This window comes from Pseudomonas sp. A014 (genome assembly GCF_052378495.1).
In the GTDB taxonomy this organism is placed as follows: domain Bacteria; phylum Pseudomonadota; class Gammaproteobacteria; order Pseudomonadales; family Pseudomonadaceae; genus Aquipseudomonas; species Aquipseudomonas machongensis.
This window is the reverse complement of record NZ_CP199001.1, coordinates 3959828-3979146: the sequence shown is the minus strand read 5'-3', so window position 1 is coordinate 3979146 and position 19319 is coordinate 3959828. Positions and strand designations below refer to the sequence as shown.

8 protein-coding genes are annotated in these 19319 nt (G+C 62.4%); 7 read left to right on the top strand and 1 reads right to left on the bottom strand.

Features of this window, described 5'->3' with window-relative positions:
• Positions 1-9: 9 nt before the first annotated feature.
• The 7 genes from ACTYOL_RS18530 to ACTYOL_RS18500 all read left to right on the top strand — a co-directional run bounded on the left by ACTYOL_RS18530 (position 10) and on the right by ACTYOL_RS18500 (position 14720).
• Complete coding sequence (locus tag ACTYOL_RS18530; protein ID WP_444756894.1) at positions 10-4470, top strand: NEL-type E3 ubiquitin ligase domain-containing protein; 4461 nt, start codon at positions 10-12, stop codon at positions 4468-4470.
• Positions 4471-4570: 100 nt separating this feature from the next.
• Positions 4571-9025, top strand: coding sequence for an NEL-type E3 ubiquitin ligase domain-containing protein (locus ACTYOL_RS18525; RefSeq protein WP_444756893.1), 4455 nt, complete (start codon positions 4571-4573; stop codon positions 9023-9025).
• A gap of 139 nt (positions 9026-9164) precedes the next feature.
• Entirely contained in the window at positions 9165-10811 is a 1647-nt protein-coding gene (locus ACTYOL_RS18520; RefSeq protein ID WP_197893405.1) for an acyl-CoA synthetase, read from the top strand.
• A 12-nt stretch (positions 10812-10823) separates the two neighbouring features.
• Entirely contained in the window at positions 10824-11591 is a 768-nt protein-coding gene (locus ACTYOL_RS18515; protein WP_197893404.1) for an SDR family NAD(P)-dependent oxidoreductase, read from the top strand.
• Positions 11592-11603: 12 nt separating this feature from the next.
• On the top strand, positions 11604-12797 hold the full coding sequence (locus ACTYOL_RS18510; protein ID WP_197893403.1) for an acetyl-CoA C-acyltransferase: 1194 nt from the start codon (positions 11604-11606) through the stop codon (positions 12795-12797).
• An 8-nt stretch (positions 12798-12805) separates the two neighbouring features.
• Complete coding sequence (locus ACTYOL_RS18505) at positions 12806-13933, top strand: acyl-CoA dehydrogenase family protein (protein WP_197893402.1); 1128 nt, start codon at positions 12806-12808, stop codon at positions 13931-13933.
• Positions 13934-13946: 13 nt separating this feature from the next.
• Positions 13947-14720 (top strand): enoyl-CoA hydratase, encoded by a 774-nt coding sequence (locus ACTYOL_RS18500; protein ID WP_197893401.1) that lies wholly within the window; start codon positions 13947-13949, stop codon positions 14718-14720.
• A gap of 36 nt (positions 14721-14756) precedes the next feature.
• Here the strand turns inward: ACTYOL_RS18500 and ACTYOL_RS18495 are convergent, their stop codons facing one another.
• Positions 14757-19283, bottom strand: coding sequence for a hypothetical protein (locus ACTYOL_RS18495; RefSeq protein WP_444756892.1), 4527 nt, complete (start codon positions 19281-19283; stop codon positions 14757-14759).
• Positions 19284-19319: the final 36 nt, after the last annotated feature.

Here is a 19319-nt window from a genome sequence, read left to right as displayed (position 1 = left end):
GTACCTTCGATGACCACCCCTCTGGCGGCACCCAAAGCAGACCTTGTTGATGAGTTCATTGGCGAAAACCTACCCGACTGGCTTAGCAAGGCGCAGCCGGCGCAGATCAAGGCGCTGCGAGACGGCTTCGCAGCTCATCGTCAAACCGAGCAGGGCTTGGCAACAGCCTTGCTGCGCCTGGTGCCTCTGCAAGCGTTTGCCCTGCCATTGCTGCAGCTGACACTGGAACGCGATCTGGGCCTGAAGATCGACCTGCTGTCGGTGTTGTGGCGTGAGCGCTGGACCAAGTTCTCGTTGCCGGGAAACCAGGCGTTCAATACCTACCAGTCTCATCATCCGGCGCTCTACCATCTGCTGCAGAACTTTCCTGACGATGCCGAGTTTGGCGAGGGCACTGGGTTCGTCGCCGAGCAGTCCGATGACCGCAATGCTCCGGCGTTGTTCACTGACGCCAAGGGAGTGGCTAGGGCTTGTAACCGCTTGGATATCGGCAAACGCTATCAGGCCCACCTGGCGGAGGTGTTCGACTCGTCCACCGTTGCGCTGTTGGCCGAAGACAAGCGTCAGCGCTTCGACCTCGCCATCGAAATTGCCGCGTTGAAAAAGTCATTGGTGCGAGCCGACCTTGATCTGCTACGCCTGGTCAGTGCCGGCAAGCCCGCGGTTCACGCCAGCTACGACATCGTCAGGGTGCGGCAATTGGCATTGCTCGGCCACCCGTTGGAGGGGGCCTTGACCGTCGAATTGGCCAACGTCTGGCCGCGTGGGGTGCGGGCGAGCCTGCGCGTCCAGGCAGTCCTGCTGTACCTGCCAGACCAGCCGCTATGCCGATTCGACTCTTGGCATGCATTGCAGGATGCGTTGGTGAAGCGCCTGCAGAACCCCGCGAACCAGGCGAAGCTCATCGAACGCATGGCTCTCAAGGATCGGGCGAGCTGTCTGCAACGGTTGAGTGTCCGCCTGAAAGATGCCAAACCCGATCTGGAGCCGGAGGGCGAAGTACTGGCAGGCAATGTCTTCGTCGCCCTGGCCGACGGGCAGGTAAATAGGCTGCGTAGTGATGCGCGCTATCTTGCGGTTCCCACCCAGGACGCCAATACCGAGCGCAAATGGGCCAAGCTCCGTGCCCTGGAGAGTGTGGGTGAAACATTCGTGCAGTTGGGGGGATTATTAGTCCCGGCACTTAATGCGATGTTGATCGGCGCACAGGTGGTACAAGTACTGGGGGAGGTATTCGAAGGCGTCGATGACTGGGCACGCGGTCACCAGCATGAGGCACTGGAGCACCTGCTCGGAGTGGTCGAAAGCGTCGCGGTCAATGCTGCACTGGCAGGTGCGGGGCATTACGTCGCACGGGCCTTCAGCCGTAGCGCTTTTGTCGATGAGCTGGTGCCGGTGTCTACCCAGCCTGGCACCCACCGCCTCTGGCATGAAGACCTTTCACCTTTTCGCGAGCAGGCCTTGCCCAGCGGGGCGGTGCTGGACGAAAACGGCTTGTACAGCGATGGCGTGAATCACTGGTGGCAGCAGGAGGGGTACTTCCATTCTGTGCATCAGCCCGACAATTCCGATGAATGGCAACTGCGCCGTACCGATGGTCGTGCGGGCTTTGGGCCCATGCTGTTCGGCAATGGCGAGGGCGCCTGGCACCTGGCTTGGCAACGGCCAGGAGAGTGGCAGGGCGCGCGCACCCTGCTGACGCACTTGTGGCCGCGTGCGGCCGAGCTCGACGACGTGGGTATCACTCAGGTTCTACGAATCAGTAGCATGGACGAGGCCGCTTTGCGGGGGCTCGCCGTGGAGCGGCGTCCCCTGCCCGCAGTGCTTCGCGATACGTTGCTGCGCTTCACGGCCAGCGCACGCATCGATAGGTTCTTCAACGCCCTTGAGCAAGACATTGCCCATGGCGCGGACTCGTCGTTGTTCGACTACTGCCTGGAGCAACTGGTGGACCCGGCGTTGGACGGAAGTGAACTTGCCGGACAGATTAGCGACGATGCGCCGCGACTACGCCATGCGCTGATGGCGCATTTTTCTACGCCAGAAGTGCCGGAGGGTGTAGACCTGAGTTTGATTCAACGTGACTTTCCCGGATTGCCCGAGGCCTATGCGCTCGACCTGCTGTCCCAGGAGAACGCCGCGCTCGTTGAGCAAATGAACAGCCGTAACCGCATCCCGCTGGCACTCGCCGAGCAGGCGCGCGAAGCCTTGCAGTCGGCACGGATTGCCCGGGCGATCGAGGCACTGGTGCTTGGCAACACTTACAGCAATGATCTGCCTGAACTGGTGTTTGGCCTGCTGCGTCGCCATGCTGGATGGCCTATGCGGATCAACTTCGAGGTGCGTGAGGGCAGTGCTTTCGGTCGTTTGACCAGTCGCCTGTTCCCCTCTTCTACGGCGGGTGAGCTGTGGACACTGGTCTGGGCAGAAGGAGGGGTGCGTGTATACCAGGATGGCCTCGAGGCAGTTGATGCACCTGAGTCGCCCCGCGATCTGTTTGCAAGCCTGCTGGCCTACCTGCCGGGCGAGCACCTTGATCGCCTGGGCTGGTCGGGTGAGGCGGGAGCGACGGCGATGCGCCGGGATCTGCTCAGCTGGTTGCCCGCCGGGCGTGACAAAGTGATCAGTTTGCTGGGGATGAGCGAGATCCGTCCCAGCTTGCGCCCAGGCAGGCGCATGCCTGATGGTCGCTACGGTTATCCCCTCAGCGGTCGTGCCAGTTCCGGCTCCTCGGCGGCGCGGACCTTGCGCGACCGCGTGCGGGCGTTGTATCCGGGGTTCAGCGATGGGCAGGTCGAGACCTATGTCGAACTGCTCGGGAATTCGCCGGGTTCGGCGTTCACCAACCTGCTCAGTGAGGAGCTGGAATTTCGCAGCTTGAATCGCGCCTTGCGAACCTGGGTTCAGGATCCCCCGCTCGCCTCGGCGAGAAGTGCGCGTCAATTGCTGGCCGATGAGTTGTTGCGCAGCTGGCGTATCGAAGGTCCAATCGTACGGGGTGGCAACAACGAGCCAGGCATGCGCCTGAGCTTAATTGGTGTGCCGGTTGGTGAACTGCCGGTCCTGCCAGCAGGCACCAATTTTCGGCATGTCCTGGAGCTGAACCTGATCAATCTGGGGCTTTCGGCATTGCCTGCTGGGTTCCTCAGAAACTTTGGCCATCTGCGCAGCCTCAACCTCAGCAACAATATGTTGTCCGAACTGCCTGGCGAGATGCACCTGCTGACCAGCCTGCGCACACTCAATCTGTCACGCAACCAACTGCAGATGGATGCCACCGCCTACTCGGCGCTGGAGGGGCTGCAGCGCTTACGTATCCTGAATCTCAGTCGCAATCCGTTGCAGACGTTCAGCTTGTCGTTGCGACCGCTTCAACGTCTTTACGAGCTCGAGCTGCGTATGACTCAATTGAGCGTGTTTCCTGCGGACCTGGTACAGGCCGAACTGCTGGAGTATATCGATCTGCGCGACAACGGCATCAGCGAACTCCCTGACGCGCTGTTGCAAGCGCCTCTCTCTGTGCGTCAGGCGTTGCGACTGGAGGGCAACCCCTTGACTGGCGATTATGCTGAGCGACTGTCGGGCCATGTGCCTAGCCAGGCCGTGCCTTCGACCTTCAATGCTCGGGAGTCCTGGCTAGAGCACCTTGAAGAGGGCGAGCGTGAGCGGCGAGCAGCGCAATGGGATCGGCTTTCTGAGGAAGAGGGGAGCGAGGAGCTGTTCGCGTTGCTCGGACGACTGGTGCAGAGCAGCGATTTCCGTCTGGCCCGCACAGATCTCGAGCAGCGTGTCTGGGCGCTGCTGGACGGCATAGAGCTTGATACGCGGTTGCGTGAAGACATCTTCAACATTGCGGCAAACCCTACCACCTGCGTCGACAGCGTGGCTTCTTGCTTCAGCGCTCTTCAGGTGCGGGCGTTCATTGCCAACGGTTTGCGCGATGTGCCCGCAGCGCAAGCCCAAAGTACCCGACTGATGCTAGGGCGCAGGCTGTTTCGTCTCGACAGGGTCGAGCAGTACGCTCGGGACGATATGGTGCAGCGGGTCGAGAATGGGGCCGGGGTCGATGAGGTCGAGGTGAGCCTGGCCTATCGGGTGGGGTTGGCCCGTGAACTTGACCTTCCAGGCCAGGCACGGAGCCTGCAGTTCGAGACGATTGCTGGCGTGACCCGTGCTGATCTCGACGCCGTGGTGGCACGCGTTCGTGAAGCGGAGGCAGGTGATGAGCTGGCGCAGTTCATCAGCAAACGCGACTTCTGGCTCGACTACTTGCGAGAAACCGAGCCCGCACAGTTTGCGGCCATCGAAGCGCCCTCGGACGAGCAGATGTCGGCACTCGACGAACGAAGGGACGAGCTCGCCGATCTGGAGTACGTGACCGAGGCCAAAGCGTTGAAGCAGTCGCGTGAGGCCGACTTGCAGGCATTGGCGTTGCGCTTGACCCGCGATGCACTGGACGCAGGTCGCTAGGCCGATCAGCCGCAGGCCATGACCGGAGCTCATTCCTCCTGCCATGGCCCGGACGGTCCAGCGAAAGTGCATGACGCGATTTGCGAAAGGAGCCTCTCCCATGACATCTATCCCTCCCTTGACCGTCGGTAAGCCCAGTGTTGCCGATGCAGTCGATGACTTTATCCGCACCGGGTTGCCCGAATGGCTCAAGCGTGCCTCACCTGCCCAGATCAACCGTCTGCGCGATCGCTTCAAGAGCAGCCGGGTCAGCCAGGACAAGGTGCGTGCGGCAACGCTCGACCTGATCCCGCTGCACACCTTCGTACTTGAGCAATTCACAGCTCTGCTCGGCGACCGGTTGCCCAAGGACTGTAAGCTCGATCAGTTGCAGTGGCTGGATGTCAGGCGCGAGTTCGGCCTGGTTCCGGGAGTGCATTGGCCGTTCTATCGACCGGGTTACGTGCGACAGCCAGGGTTGCTGCGACTGATGCAGAACTTTCACGCCGACGACGCCGCGCTCGAGGGCAGTGGGCTTGTGCATCCGGGGGCTGATGTTGTGTTGTCAGGTCCGGCGAACGATCTGGCACGCGACTGCCGCAAGAAAAATGTCGGCAGCCTTTACCAGGCTCAGCTAGCGCAGGTTTTCAGTGCATCGAACTGCGCGCTGCTGGCCGAGGACAAGCGCTCGAGCCTGAGCCTTGTGATCGAGATCGCAGCGCTCAAGGGAGAGATATCGGCGCTTGAGCAGATTGCTTTGCAGGATATCGCCCAAGGTGTGCCCGAGCAGCATGAGACGCTGCTGCGAGGTTATTCCGGCATGCTGACGGTGCTGGGTTGCAGTATCACTGATGGCCTGACCATCGCACTGCGGGACGCTGCAGGTGTGAGCAAGGGTGTCATGCTGTACCTGCCCAGTGACCCGCAGCTTGCTCTGCGGCGTTATGACTCGTGGGAAGACCTGAGTGCGGCTATGGTCACCGCGCTCGAGGACAAGGCTTACCTTGAGTTCTTCAGTGGTCTGGTTGCGTTTGAACAGCGGCCGACGTTCCTGCAGACACTGGGCAAACGTCTGGCCGATGCCAGCCCGGATCTACAGATCGAAGGCAGGACAGTGCAGGGCGAGTTGTTCGCGGAGCTGGTGGCGCAGCAGGTGCAGCGGGTGAAGTCCGACGCACGGTACGTGCTGGTCCCGACCGCTGACGCGGATCATGCTGCGACCCAGTCACGCCTGCAGGCGTGGCAGTCGATCGGGCTTGGCTTGGCCAATCTGGCAGGGCTGTTCATTCCTGCGATCGGTGCGATTTTGTTTGGCCAGTTGGTGGAGCAGACGCTCTCGCAGGTGTTCGAAGGGACTGCGGACTGGACCCGTGGTCATCAACATGAAGCCCTTGAGCATCTGCTCGGTGTGGCCGAGACCGTTGCGGTCACGGCGGCGCTGGCTGGGGGGGCTGCGGTGGTTGCACGGGGGTTCGCCCGCAGCAGCTATGTTGATGGTCTGAAGCCTGTCGACGTGCAAGGCGTCGGCACGCGTCTTTGGTCAAGCGCGCTGGATACTTATGTTAACGAGCCGCTACAGCCGCGCTTGCAGGATGACGGGCTGTATCGCACTGCCGACTCGCGCTGGCTGCGGGTTGGCAATCGTTTCTTTGCCGTGCACCAACCGTCGGCTCAAGGTGGCTGGCGCGTGCGTCACCCGCGTCGTGTGGCTGCCTACGGTCCTGCGCTGGAAACCGTCGGCGAGCGTGGCTGGCGGCTGCGCCTGGAGCGACCGCTGGAGTGGTCGGACGAGGCTCGGATGCTGCAGAGCCTATGGCCCCTGGACCCGGCGTTGACCCGCACCGATGCCTTGGCCGTTCTCGACATGGCGGACATCGATGTCGAAGAGTTGCGTGGCTTGCTGGTGGATAGCCGTGAGGTTCCGGCCAACCTGCGCGAGACGTTGCGGCGCTTCGATGCGGACCGACAGGTATCGGCGTTCTTCAAGGCGTTGGCCGAGGACCAGCTACCTGTGGACGATGCACGTATCGAGGCGTGGTGCCTGGCGTTGCCAGGCTTGCACAAGGCGGACAGTGCCGGGCTGCGTGTTGCCTTGCTGGCGCAGGAGCCGGTGCTGCGCCGCGATCTTTTCCAGTATCTGGTTACCGAAAACCCGCCTGCAGACCCGCTGTGTGCGCTGTTGCAGCGTGACTTTCCCGGGTTGCCTGCACGGTATGCCGTGCAGGCAACCGCCCAGGTGTCGAGCCGTCTGCGCACGATCGCCGAGGTTGAATCACGCGTACCGCTGGCAGTGGCGAACGACGCCCGGTCACTGCTGCAACTGGCTCGCTTGAGCCGCGCCTGCGAGTCGCTTTACCTGGATAATGTATACAGCGACGAGGGTGCCGAACTGGTTCTGGCGCTGGCAGCACGGCTACCCGGATGGCCGCAGACGTTGCGCCTGGTGCTGCGTGAAGGAACCCTTGATGGACGGGTGGTCAAGGCCGTCGGACCTGTTGCCGACACTGGCTCGCAAGTCACACTGGTGCATAAGGATTGCCAGTTCCAACGCTACGACCATGGCGGTCGGAAGCAGGGTGAGCCCGCGTTTTCTATGGCACAGGCGCTGGTCGACGCGCTACCGGTCGAGGTACGGACCTCACTGGGGCTCACAGGTACGAATGCAGGTCTGCTGCTGCGTGCGGCGTTGCGTGCGCAACTACCGAGCACACGCAGTGAGCGTGTAAGTCTGCTGGGCTGGACCCCACGTAAATCCTGGTTCAACCCTGGACGGCGCATGGCTGATGGGCGTGTTGGGTATCCGCTCAGTGGACGCGGGCAGCCTGGCTCCTCCTGGCAGCCGCTACTGGACCGTCTGCGCGCGATCTATCCTGATCTTTTACCCGCGCAGCTTGAGGCGCGACTGAGTCGGATGCAGCAAGCGCCTGGGTCCCTTTACCGGCGGCTGGCCGAGCTTGAAGGCGATTATGAGCGACTGGAGAGGGCACTCTCGGGTTGGCTCAGCGCCGGGCTTGGCGGCCGTAGCCACGCTGCCCGCGTCCAGGCTGCCGAGCGCATGCGCCAGGCCTGGCGCCTTCAGGACGGGCAGCAGACCCTGGTGATCAGTGGCGTACAACTGCAGACCTTGCCCGAGTTCGTCCACCCGACGACGTTCGCCAACGTTACCACGCTGGTCATCAGCGACACCTCGCTCACTCATGTGCCGACCGACTTCCTGCATTGCTTCAGCGCTTTGAGGGAGCTGAACCTGAGCGGCAATCATCTGCTGGCCTTGCCACGAGGTATCGTTCACCTGGTTGAGCTGCGTCGTCTGCGACTGGCGCGTAACGACATTCGCCTCGATGAAGCAGGTGTCCAGGTGCTGACGGGCCTGCAACATCTGAACGAGCTGGACCTGAGCCACAATCCGTTAGGGGCGTTGATCTTGCGCTTCAATCACCTTCCGCAACTGCGCGAAATCAGTGTGCGCCATTGCCGATTGGGTGCCTGGCCGGACGGTTTGGAGCAGTGCGGATTTCTTGAGCGCGCCGACCTGCGCGACAACCAGATTCCTGTCGTGCCAGCGGCCATCCTGCAGATGCCGAATGTCTTCCGCCGCGGTTTCATGGTCGAAGGCAATCTTTTGTCGAGCGTTGAGCTGCGAGGGCTCTATGCTCTCGACGCGATCCAGGAGCATCTGCACCTACCAGAGCGACTGACCCGGCAGAATGTCGACGTGGTGCGCGCTTCGTGGTTGGACAGCGGCGATTCGGCCTTGTACAACGCGCAGCTGTTCCAATGGGACACGCTGCAGGCGATGCCGGACAGCGATGGGTTCTTCCAGTTGCTGGGGTGGCTGACGCTCACGCAGGACCATGCTCAGGTGCCAGCGGTGCTGTCGACGCGTGTTTGGTCTCTGCTCAATGCCATCAACGCCGACACTGACCTGCGCAACCATCTTTACGCGCTGGCCGACGACAACCTGACCTGCCTGAATGCGGTCAGTGACCGTTTCAGTGATTTGCAGCGCTGCGCCGCGATTGCGCGTGCCGATGCCAACACCTTGCATGAGCGGGGCAGTGAGCTGATCACACTCGGTCAGGGGCTGTTTCGCCTGGACCAGTTGGACGCGTTCGCTCGTGCCGACATCCGTCGCCGGATCGAAGCCGGCGATAGTGTCGACCAGCTTGCAGTGCGCTTGTACTACCGAGTGAGCCTGAGGGAGCGCCTGAGCCTACCGTTCACTTCGCGGTTCATGGACTATGCCTCGGCGGCCGAGGTGACTGACAGCCAGCTTCAGGATGCGCTGGTGGCGGTGAGGGCAGCGGAGTCGATCGAAGCCCTGGGTGAAAGCATGAGCCGGCAGGCGTTCTGGCGGCGCTATATGCTTGAGCGCCATGATGCGGTCTTCGAGCGCGTCGAAACAGACCATCAGACACGATTGGCGGCGCTGCAGGCCAGGGCCGACCAGATTTCGGCCGAGAATCTGGCCCTGGAGATCGAGGCGCTGGAGAGTCGGCGGGACGTCGAGGAGCTCGAGATGATACGTGAACTGACCCGGCAAATGCTGATTGGCCGGGAGCGGGGGCTTGGCTGAACGCTCAGGGCGCTGAGGCTACAGTGGCCAAACCGATCATGCCTGATGAGCGCTTTTGCCATTGTCCACAAGCGCTGGCGGCGCGACTATCGTCGGACCTAGGGTTCAACTCCAACAACAAGAAATCAGGAGTCCGACGATGCGTGATTACGCCGAGGCCGCGCGAGCATTCGAATATGACCGGGTTGCCGCAAACGCCTTGCAGGGCAACCTGCAAGCACTTAACGCCTGTGTCGAGTGCTGCGACCGGCATGTCGGCCGCAACCTGCCTGCGCTGATCTGTGAAGACCAGGAAGGTAACGGCGCGCGCTACAGTTTCGAGCAGCTGCAGGTCATGGCGGCTCGCATGGGCAATGTTCTGAAGGAACAGGGCGTGGGGCCCGGGGACCGGGTCGCCGGCCTGATGCCACGTACCGTAGAACTGCTGGTGACGATTCTCGCCACTTGGCGACTGGGGGCGGTATACCAGCCGTTGTTCACCGCGTTCGGTCCCAAGGCCATCGAGCACCGTCTGGAGCAGTCCCACGCCCGGGTGGTGGTCACTGATCGCAACAACCGCGCCAAGCTGGACGATGTCAGCGGCTGCCCGACGATCATCACGGTCGGTGCTGCGGCGCACGAGCTGGATTTCCAGCAGGCGTTGGAGGCGGCAAGCGATCACTGCGAGCCGGTAATGCGCAGCGGCGACGACCCCTTCCTGTTGATGTTCACGTCCGGCACCACAGGGCCGGCAAAACCACTCGAGGTCCCGCTGCGGGCGATTGTCGCCTTCCAGGGCTACATGCGCGATGCCATCGACCTGCGCCCTGACGATAGCTTCTGGAACCTGGCCGATCCGGGCTGGGCCTATGGCCTGTACTACGCGGTTACCGGCCCCCTGGCGCTGGGGCACGCCACCACGTTCTACGATGGTCCGTTCAGCGTCGAGAGCTGTGCACGGATCATCGACAAGCTGGGCATCAGCAACCTGGCCGGCTCGCCCACCGCCTATCGCTTGCTGATCGCAGCCGGTGAGGCGTTCTCGGCACCGATCAAGGGGCGTCTGCGGGTGGTCAGCAGCGCCGGTGAGCCGCTCAATCCCGAAGTGATCCGCTGGTTCGCCGACGCCTTGAACGTGACCATCCACGACCACTATGGCCAGACCGAGCTGGGCATGGTGCTGTGCAACCACCATGGCCTGGCGCACCCGGTAAACCTGGGGTCGGCGGGCTTCGCCATCCCCGGGCATCGCATCGTGGTGCTGGACGAAGCTGGCAACGAGCTGCCTGCCGGTCAGCCGGGGATACTGGCAGTCGACCGCGAGCAGTCGCCGCTGTGCTGGTTCGGCGGCTACCACGGCGTTCCCACCAAGGCGTTCATCGGCAAATACTACCTTTCCGGCGACACCGTCGAGCTCAACACCGATGGCAGCATCAGCTTCGTCGGCCGCAGCGACGATGTGATCACCACCTCCGGCTACCGCGTCGGTCCGTTCGATGTGGAGAGCGCGCTAATCGAACACCCGGCGGTGATCGAGGCGGCGGTGGTGGGCAAGCCTGACCCCCAGCGTACCGAGCTGATCAAGGCTTTCGTGGTGCTGGCCGCAGGGCATAGCGCCAGCCCTGAACTGGAAGAGGCCTTGCGCCAACATGTGCGCCAGCGCCTGTACGCCCACGCTTACCCGCGTGAAATCGAATTCGTCGGCGAGCTGCCCAAGACCCCGAGCGGCAAGCTGCAACGCTTCATCCTGCGCAATCAGGAAATTGCCAAGCAACGCGCTGCGCAGGCCACCCCTGCTGGCGCCTGAAGGAAGACCTCAATGAACGTTCAACGCAAAAGTTTCATCGTCACCGGCGCCGCCTCCGGGCTGGGCGCCGCTACAGCGCAAATGCTGGTCGAGGCCGGCGCCCGTGTGATGCTGGTCGACCTCAACGCCGAGGCGGTCGAAGCCAAGGCGCGGGAGCTGGGTGACAACGCCCGCTTCGCAGTGGCCGACATCAGCAGCGAGCCGGCCGCCCAGGCAGCGGTCGAGGCGGCCGTCAGCGCCTTCGATGGCCTGCACGGGTTGGTCAATTGCGCGGGGATCGTCGGCGCCGAGAAGGTCCTGGGCAAACAGGGGCCGCATGGCCTGGCAAGCTTTGCCAAGGTGATCAATGTCAACCTGATTGGCAGCTTCAACATGCTGCGCCTGGCCGCAGCGGCCATGGCCGAAGGCCCTGCGGACGAGTGCGGTGAGCGGGGTGTGATCATCAATACCGCCTCCATCGCCGCCTATGACGGGCAGATCGGCCAGGCGGCCTACGCCGCCTCCAAGGGCGCGATTGCCAGCCTGACACTGCCGACCGCCCGTGAACTGGCGCGCTTCGGTATCCGCGTGATGACCATCGCTCCCGGCATTTTCGAGACGCCGATGATGGCCGGGATGACCCAGGAAGTGCGTGATTCGCTCGCCGCCGGGGTGCCATTCCCACCACGTCTCGGCCGCCCGCAGGAATATGCGGCACTGGCCCGCCACATCATCGAGAACAGCATGCTCAACGGCGAGGTGATCCGCCTCGACGGTGCACTGCGCATGGCTGCCAAGTAAGGAGAAGAGCTCATGAGCCTCGTCAATGATCCGATCGTCATCGTCAGTGCCGTGCGCACGCCCATGGGTGGCCTGCAGGGCGACCTGAAAAGCCTCACTGCACCGCAGCTGGGCAGCGCAGCGATCCGCGCCGCAGTCGAGCGTGCAGGCATCGATGCCGCCAGCGTCGAGCAGGTGTTGTTCGGTTGCGTATTGCCCGCCGGGCTTGGCCAGGCGCCGGCGCGCCAGGCCGCACTCGGGGCGGGCCTGGGCAAGCACACCACCTGTACCACCCTGAACAAGATGTGCGGCTCTGGCATGCAGGCGGCGATCATGGCCCATGACCTGTTGTTGGCCGGCAGTGCCGATGTGGTGGTGGCGGGTGGCATGGAGAGCATGACCAACGCTCCGTATCTGCTGGACAAGGCCCGCGGCGGCTATCGCATGGGGCATGGCAGGATCATCGACCACATGTTCATGGATGGCCTCGAGGATGCCTACGACAAAGGTCGCCTGATGGGCACCTTCGCTGAAGATTGCGCCCAGGCCGGGGCCTTCAGCCGCGAGGCCCAGGATAACTTCGCCATTGCGTCGCTGACCCGTGCCCAGGACGCGATCAAGAATGGCCGCTTCAGCGCCGAGATCGTGCCGGTGGAGGTCATCGAGGGCAAGGAGAAACGGCTCGTCAAGGACGACGAGCAGCCGCCCAAGGCGCGGTTGGACAAGATCCCCCAGCTCAAGCCGGCATTCCGCGAGGGCGGCACGGTGACGGCCGCCAACTCCAGCTCTATCTCCGACGGCGCTGCGGCCCTGGTACTGATGCGCCGCAGTGAAGCCGACAAGCGTGGCCTCAAGCCGCTGGCGGTGATCCACGGTCATGCAGCCTTCGCCGATACGCCGGCGCTGTTCCCGACCGCACCGATCGGCGCCATCGACAAGCTGATCAAACGTACTGGCTGGGATCTTGCCCAGGTGGACCTGTTCGAGATCAACGAAGCCTTTGCCGTCGTCACCCTGGCCGCCATGAAGCACCTGGACCTGCCCCATGACAAGGTCAACATTCATGGCGGCGCCTGTGCCCTGGGCCACCCGATTGGTGCCTCCGGTGCGCGCATCCTGGTGACGCTGCTTTCGGCGCTGCGCCAGAACAACCTGCGCCGCGGTATCGCGGCCATCTGCATCGGCGGCGGCGAAGCCACGGCGATCGCGGTCGAATGCCTGTACTGAGGTGAACCATGCTGGTAACTGACGAGCAACAACAGATCGCCGATGCGGTAAAGGACTTCGCTCAGGAGCGCCTCAAACCGTTCGCCGAGCAGTGGGACAAGGAGCATCGCTTCCCGCGTGAAGCCATCGACGAGATGGCCGGGCTTGGCCTGTTCGGGATGCTGGTGCCGGAGCAGTATGGTGGCAGCGACACCGGCTATGTCGCCTACGCCATGGCCCTGGAAGAAATCGCCGCCGGCGACGGCGCCTGTTCGACCATCATGAGCGTGCATAACTCGGTGGGCTGCGTGCCGATCCTGAAGTTCGGAACCGAGCAGCAGAAACAGCGTTACCTGGTGCCGCTGGCCAGCGGTGCGATGATCGGCGCCTTCGCCCTCACCGAGCCCCAGGCGGGCTCCGACGCCAGCAGCCTGAAAACGCGCGCGCGTCTGGATGGCGATCACTATGTGCTAAACGGCAGCAAGCAGTTCATCACTTCCGGTCAGAACGCCGGCGTGGTGATCGTCTTTGCGGTCACCGATCCCGAGGCGGGCAAGCGTGGGATCAGTGCGTTCATCGTGCCCACCGATTCGCCGGGCTATCAGGTGGTGCGGGTTGAAGAAAAGCTTGGGCAGCACGCCTCCGACACCTGCCAGATCGTTTTCGATGACGTGCGGGTACCGGTGGACAATCGCCTGGGCGACGAGGGGCAGGGCTACAAGATCGCTCTGGCCAACCTCGAGGGCGGACGTATCGGCATCGCTTCGCAGGCCGTCGGCATGGCCCGTGCGGCGTTCGAGGTCGCGCGCGACTACGCCAAGGAGCGCCAGAGCTTCGGCAAGGCGCTGGTCGAGCACCAGGCTGTGGCTTTCCGTCTGGCCGACATGGCCACGCGCATCGCCGTGGCCAGGCAGATGGTGCTGCATGCCGCCGCCCTGCGCGATGCCGGGCGCCCGGCGCTGGTGGAGGCGTCGATGGCCAAGCTTTTCGCCTCGGAAATGGCCGAAAAGGTCTGTTCGGATGCCTTGCAGACGCTCGGCGGATATGGCTATCTGAAGGACTTCCCGCTGGAGCGCATCTATCGCGATGTGCGGGTTTGCCAGATCTACGAAGGCACCAGTGACATTCAGCGCATGGTCATTGCGCGCAATCTTTGAAGGAGCAGCTTGCATGGCATTCGAAACAATCCTGCTGGACATCCACGGCAAGGTCGGCCTGATCACCCTCAACCGTCCCCAGGCGCTCAATGCCCTGAACGCGCAGATCGTGGCCGAGATCAATCAGGCCCTGGACCAGCTCGAGCGTGATCCGAACATCGGTTGCGTGGTCCTGACCGGCTCTGCCAAGGCCTTCGCCGCAGGTGCCGACATCAAGGAGATGGCCGAGCTCAAGTATCCGCAGATCTACGTTGACGACCTGTTCAGCGACGCCGACCGCATCGCCAATCGGCGCAAACCGATCATCGCCGCGGTGTCGGGGTTCGCCCTGGGCGGCGGCTGCGAACTGGCGATGATGTGCGACTTCATTCTCGCCGCTGACAACGCCAGGTTCGGCCAGCCGGAAATCAACCTCGGCGTGCTGCCGGGTATGGGCGGCACCCAGCGCCTGACCCGTGCCGTGGGCAAGGCCAAGGCCATGGAACTGTGCCTGACTGGCCGCCTGATGGGCGCAGAGGAGGCCGAGCGGGCAGGGCTGGTGGCACGCGTGGTGCCCCAGGCCGAGCTGCTGGAAGAGGCGCTGAAGGTGGCGGCGACCATCGCCAGCAAGTCGATTCCGGTGAGCATGATGGTCAAGGAAAGCGTCAATCGTGCTTTCGAGGTGAGCCTGAGCGAGGGTGTGCGTTTCGAACGTCGCGTGTTCCACGCGGCGTTTTCCACGGAAGATCAGAAGGAAGGCATGGCAGCGTTCATCGCCAAGCGCGAGGCGCAGTTCAAGGACTGTTGAGGTTGAGGGGTAGCGCCAGGGCGCTGCCCCGCTGTTTCAGTCAGTGAAGAAGTACTGTTTTGCGTCGGCCAATGAGATCGGGCTGCGGTACACCTCTTCTTGATTCGGCGAGTGCGGGTTGGTGACCATCTTGCCCTGGGCAAAGCGTTGACTGGCCAGTTTCAGATGGCCGGCAACGAAATCCTCCCTGGTGGCGGTGCTTGAGCGATAGTGGAAGTGGGCATACCAGATCGCCTGCCCGTCGTGCTGCACGACATATTCGTCCAGGAAATCAGCAGGCCTGCCCTTGACCTTGGTCAAGGCTTTGCGCGTGCCGACAGGCTTGATCGTTATGTTGGTCTGCTCGATCAGAAATTGCAGCTCACCCATGCGCGGTTTTTGCTTGAGTGCCGCTTTGGTGCGCAGCCTGATGCTTTCGGTCGTGAGCTGTGCCGTCAGGTCCTCGATCTCCTTGATGACGATCGCCGCGTCGCCGCCTGCACTCGCCTCATCGGTGGCATTGTCCGCAGTGAGGCGGCGTTCTATGGACTCGCGGGCACTGTCGAGACGGCCGCGATGGTCCTTGAGAATTTCCTCTATCTCCACCGGCAGGTAGTCGTTCAAGTACGACTTGCTCAGGCGCGCCAGCTCCTTGCGCGCCGCAGTCATGCACGACCTGCCGTTCTTGAGCAGGCGCTTGAGCTTGGGCGGTTGTGCGGCAACAGGCGCCTCAGGTACAGCGGCTTCGAGCTCGACCCAGCGATCGTCCTTGAGTGGGTAGCTGCGAGTGGGTGTTTCACTGGCGGGGGTGGGGATGTCGACGATGCTCGGTTCGCCTTCACGTACCGTACCCAGCAGGATGCCATGCTCCTGTGTCTCTATCAGCCCGGGCAGTTGTGCGCGCAATTGCTGGACTGTGCTGACCGGGATGAACTCAGGCAGCTCGTCGGCCTCCCTGGCGACATCGTCGGCGAACGCGTCGAAATCCTGCTCCATACGCTTGAATTCATCACGGCTGCGCTCGGGATCCATATGTCTGATCAGATTGTTCAGCTGTCGCCGAGCTGTTCTGAGCTGGCCAGTGATACTGCTCAGGACCCTGGCAGTCACTTCCTCTCCCGGGCTCTTCAATCTGGCCAGTTGCAGGTGCTGCGTGATGCTCATCTGCAGGTTGTTCCAGGCGCGCTGAATCCAGAAGGAGCTTTCCTCATCCAGTTGCTGGAGCATGGTCATGCGGTTGATGCAGGCCTCGATGCGCATCCAGCGCAGTACCAGGTTCGAGGAGGGCTTGATGCCACCTTTGTCCACCACCTCGATGTAGCCGCTAATCTCGGTCTGGTGCTCGCTACGCAGCTTTTCGAGTTGTGCCCTTTGCTCAGTGAGCAGGGGGCCGTGCTCCACCATCTGGTCCAGTAGCAGCAGTATCTTCTCGATGCATTCAGCGAGGGTGGTGGCCTCTGCAGGGGTTATCTCATGACCACTGTTCTGCCGATCGTATATTTCGAGCATCTGAGCGCGCAGTGGGTCATGCAAGCGATTCAGAGCACGAAAGACTTCCTGTTCGCAGCGCACTTGCTGGCATAGGGCAAAGGCACGGCGCACCTTGTACTTCTCCAGTACCGCGCGCTCGTTGCGTTGCCTTAGGTGCTCGAGGTGCTGTGCCCAGAACGTCGAGCACTCCTTGGCGGTGCTCAGGTATTTATGCAGCGAGGGTTCATCTTCCTTGCCCTCGGCGTCCTTCAGTGCATCGATCAGCATCTGCTGGCGGCTTTGAGACTGTGCTCGTTCCTCGATGATTGTTGCATTCAGCGTTGTCAGGGCCTTTGCGTTCTCGGCCTTGAGTTGTGCGATTCGCTTGCCCAGGGGCATGCCGCCCTTGAGATGCAGGCGCAGATCCAGCTCCCAGCGGCCACTCTCTTCATGGCGAAGCCAGGGGCCCGGCTTGTCCGGGTTGGCGGCGTCGATGATACGCTGACGTTGTGCTATCGGATCCAGCTGCACCTCGTAAACACCGCTGTCCAGTGAGACCCAGGTGCGTGCCTCATGCAGGAAAAGGCCCTGCAACGCACCGTGAGATATCGGAGGCCCCAGTTCAGCGACCTTATAGGGCGCACGCAGCGCCAGCAGCGATTGACGCTGGGCGCTGTCAAGCTTGAACAAGGGATTGCTCCAGGAAAAATCGAACAGTGGATCGGGGGCGCTGCTCACCAGTGTCGGCAACTGATCGACGGTTGGGGTGGCCAGCGGGTCGACGGTGGGGGCTTCCAGCGGTCGTTGCAGGTCGATCCTGCGACGGGCGTGGGCGAACAGCAGCGTGGCGAGGTTGAGTAGCAGCTCTACCAGGGTGGCAGCGCGATCACTGGTGTTCTGTGGCCGGTCGCTGGTTGCCTGGAGAAAAGAGCTCTCCATCTGAATGATCCAGCCCGCGGTGGCCACGGACTCGGGGGCGAAAGGCAGTACCGTATTGAGTAACAGCCAACCCAGTGTCTGCCAGCGTGCCCAGCGTGTCTGTTCGCTGCTTTGTGCATGGCTGCTGAATTGGGTAATGGTTTCCTCCACGCAGGCCTTGTACAGCGCTGATGCGGGGTCTAGGCAGGGCGGTTCGATCGACAGCGATGCCGGGGCGGGTTTGCCGAACGGCACTGCCCAGTCGTCCTCTCCTGGATGGAACAGGTGCGGTTCGCGAAAACCACCGTAGGCGTATACCTTGCGCGCCTGCTCCGGGAGCCGTTGCAGGATGTCATCCTGCAGGTCGCCAGGTGTGGCAAGCGCCTCGAACAGTGCTATACGGTCCTGGAAGTAAGATAGGGGCGTGGCCAGCAGTGGGCGATAGAGCAGGCATGGGCCGTCATTGCCGGCACTCTTCTCGATCAGCCAGGTATTGCTCACATGATCAGGGCTGGCATCGAGGCTAGACTGCAACGCGAATGGCCGAAGGTACCACTCGACCGACTGGGGCTGCGGGTTGGTAAACAGTTGGCCAATCTCTTTGGAGAGGTCAGGGCCCGACGTCAGGCCCCGCAGGTTCAGGTCCATGACCAGCAGCGGCAACTGGCTGCGCAACTGCTTGCGCAACAATGCTGTGCGACGCTGTGCTGCTTGCGGGTCGTCGAGCAGCTTGGCGCGCAGCATTTGCGGATAGTGCTTGGCGATGTCTGCCTGGGTGATCAGTGCGCGCAGGTAGGTTTCGTCGAACCATGGCGGCACGCCACTGCCATCGACAGATTCGACCACCACCTTGCCAGGCTGCAGCAGCCCTAGGTTGGCAATGGCCAACTGCGCGAGATCGAATCGTTCGACATGAATGCTGCCACTGGTCTCCAGCGCACCTGCCCCGGGTATTGCGACGGCTGTGACCTGATGGTTCGCGGCACGCAGTTGCTTGAGGTCAAGGTCGAAATCGGGATGATCCTTGAGGATCCACTCGTAGAGCTTGGCATAGGCAAATGTCTGTGCGTCGAGGATTCCGTCCAGCCAGCCCTTCTTGCCGGCGCCCTCGTAGGTCTGGGCGATATCCGTGAGTACCAGGGCATAGCGCTGCAGTTGCCCTGGTTGCGCATTGCGCAACCACTCCGGCAACTCGGCGGCCAGGCGATCATGGGCCGCAGTGTCGTCGATGCCACACAGGCTCAACATCGAGGTGGTGCGGTCGAGCGCGAGCGCCAGTTCGTCGGGTCTCTGGAGTTGATCGGGTATCGAGCTGACAATGAGTGAGCCATGCAACTGTTGCTGCAACAGACCGCTGGCCTGATTGTCGAATGGCCGCCCGGGGATTCTGATCAGGCGCATCACTGTCTTTGCAGGCGGCAATGAGGCGGGCAGTCGTCGCCTGCCCCTGGCCAGCATCGCGTTACGGCTTTGATACTGCAGTAACCGACCACTGGTGGTGAACAGCAAGGTTACGGCCTCCTTACCCTCAGAGGCCGGGCTTTCGATCAACAAGGCACTGGCAAGGTCCGGGTCGAGTTGCCAATTAATCAGCATGTCCAGGCGCACGTTGTGCAGAACGAGACCCGGGTTATCCGAGGTGTTGTCCAGCAGTTGTTGGGCAACCGCCAGCGTTCTGTCATCCATGGATTGCTCTTTGCGATGGCCGTCCAGCGCGGTTTTGTAGCGCTCGCGCAGGTACTGGCTGCACCATTGCCACGGCGACTTGCCGTGATGCTTGTCTGCATCCGTCCAATAGTCGGTCAGCGCCTGACAATATTCCTTGAGCAGAAACGGCGCGGTTTCGTCGATCAGGGTCTCGATCGGGTGGAGTGAGGAGTCCAGGGTCTTGTCGGCGAGGCTTGGCTGGGTTTGGATCAGTATGTCTTGCAATGGTGTGAGGTTGAGGGTCGTCTTGAAGATGTAGCGCTGTATCAGCAAGCTGACCAGCGAGCGCTGGTAGGGCTCCGTACCGGGCTTGCCTGTGCTGCGAATGAATAGGGTCGCCGGATCGAGTGAGGGATCCAGCATGCGGGCCAACCATTGCTGCTTGAGCATGCGACTGGCCACATCTTTAAGCGAGGGGCGCGTCTGGAAGTGTTTGGCAATCTCGCAGTCCAGATCACCGACCTGTGGGCGGGGGGTAGAAAGGCTCATGATTGAGGTTCCTTTACGAAGGGGAACCCCCAGATG

What these genes read in the sequence shown, in the direction of transcription:
- ACTYOL_RS18495 (WP_444756892.1), bottom strand. Translation starts at nt 19,283, where the DNA reads ATGAGCCTTTCTACCCCCCGCCCACAGGTCGGTGATCTGGACTGCGAG.
- ACTYOL_RS18505 (WP_197893402.1), top strand. Translation starts at nt 12,806, where the DNA reads ATGCTGGTAACTGACGAGCAACAACAGATCGCCGATGCGGTAAAGGAC.
- ACTYOL_RS18510 (WP_197893403.1), top strand. Translation starts at nt 11,604, where the DNA reads ATGAGCCTCGTCAATGATCCGATCGTCATCGTCAGTGCCGTGCGCACG.
- ACTYOL_RS18500 (WP_197893401.1), top strand. Translation starts at nt 13,947, where the DNA reads ATGGCATTCGAAACAATCCTGCTGGACATCCACGGCAAGGTCGGCCTG.
- ACTYOL_RS18525 (WP_444756893.1), top strand. Translation starts at nt 4,571, where the DNA reads ATGACATCTATCCCTCCCTTGACCGTCGGTAAGCCCAGTGTTGCCGAT.
- ACTYOL_RS18520 (WP_197893405.1), top strand. Translation starts at nt 9,165, where the DNA reads ATGCGTGATTACGCCGAGGCCGCGCGAGCATTCGAATATGACCGGGTT.
- ACTYOL_RS18530 (WP_444756894.1), top strand. Translation starts at nt 10, where the DNA reads ATGACCACCCCTCTGGCGGCACCCAAAGCAGACCTTGTTGATGAGTTC.
- ACTYOL_RS18515 (WP_197893404.1), top strand. Translation starts at nt 10,824, where the DNA reads ATGAACGTTCAACGCAAAAGTTTCATCGTCACCGGCGCCGCCTCCGGG.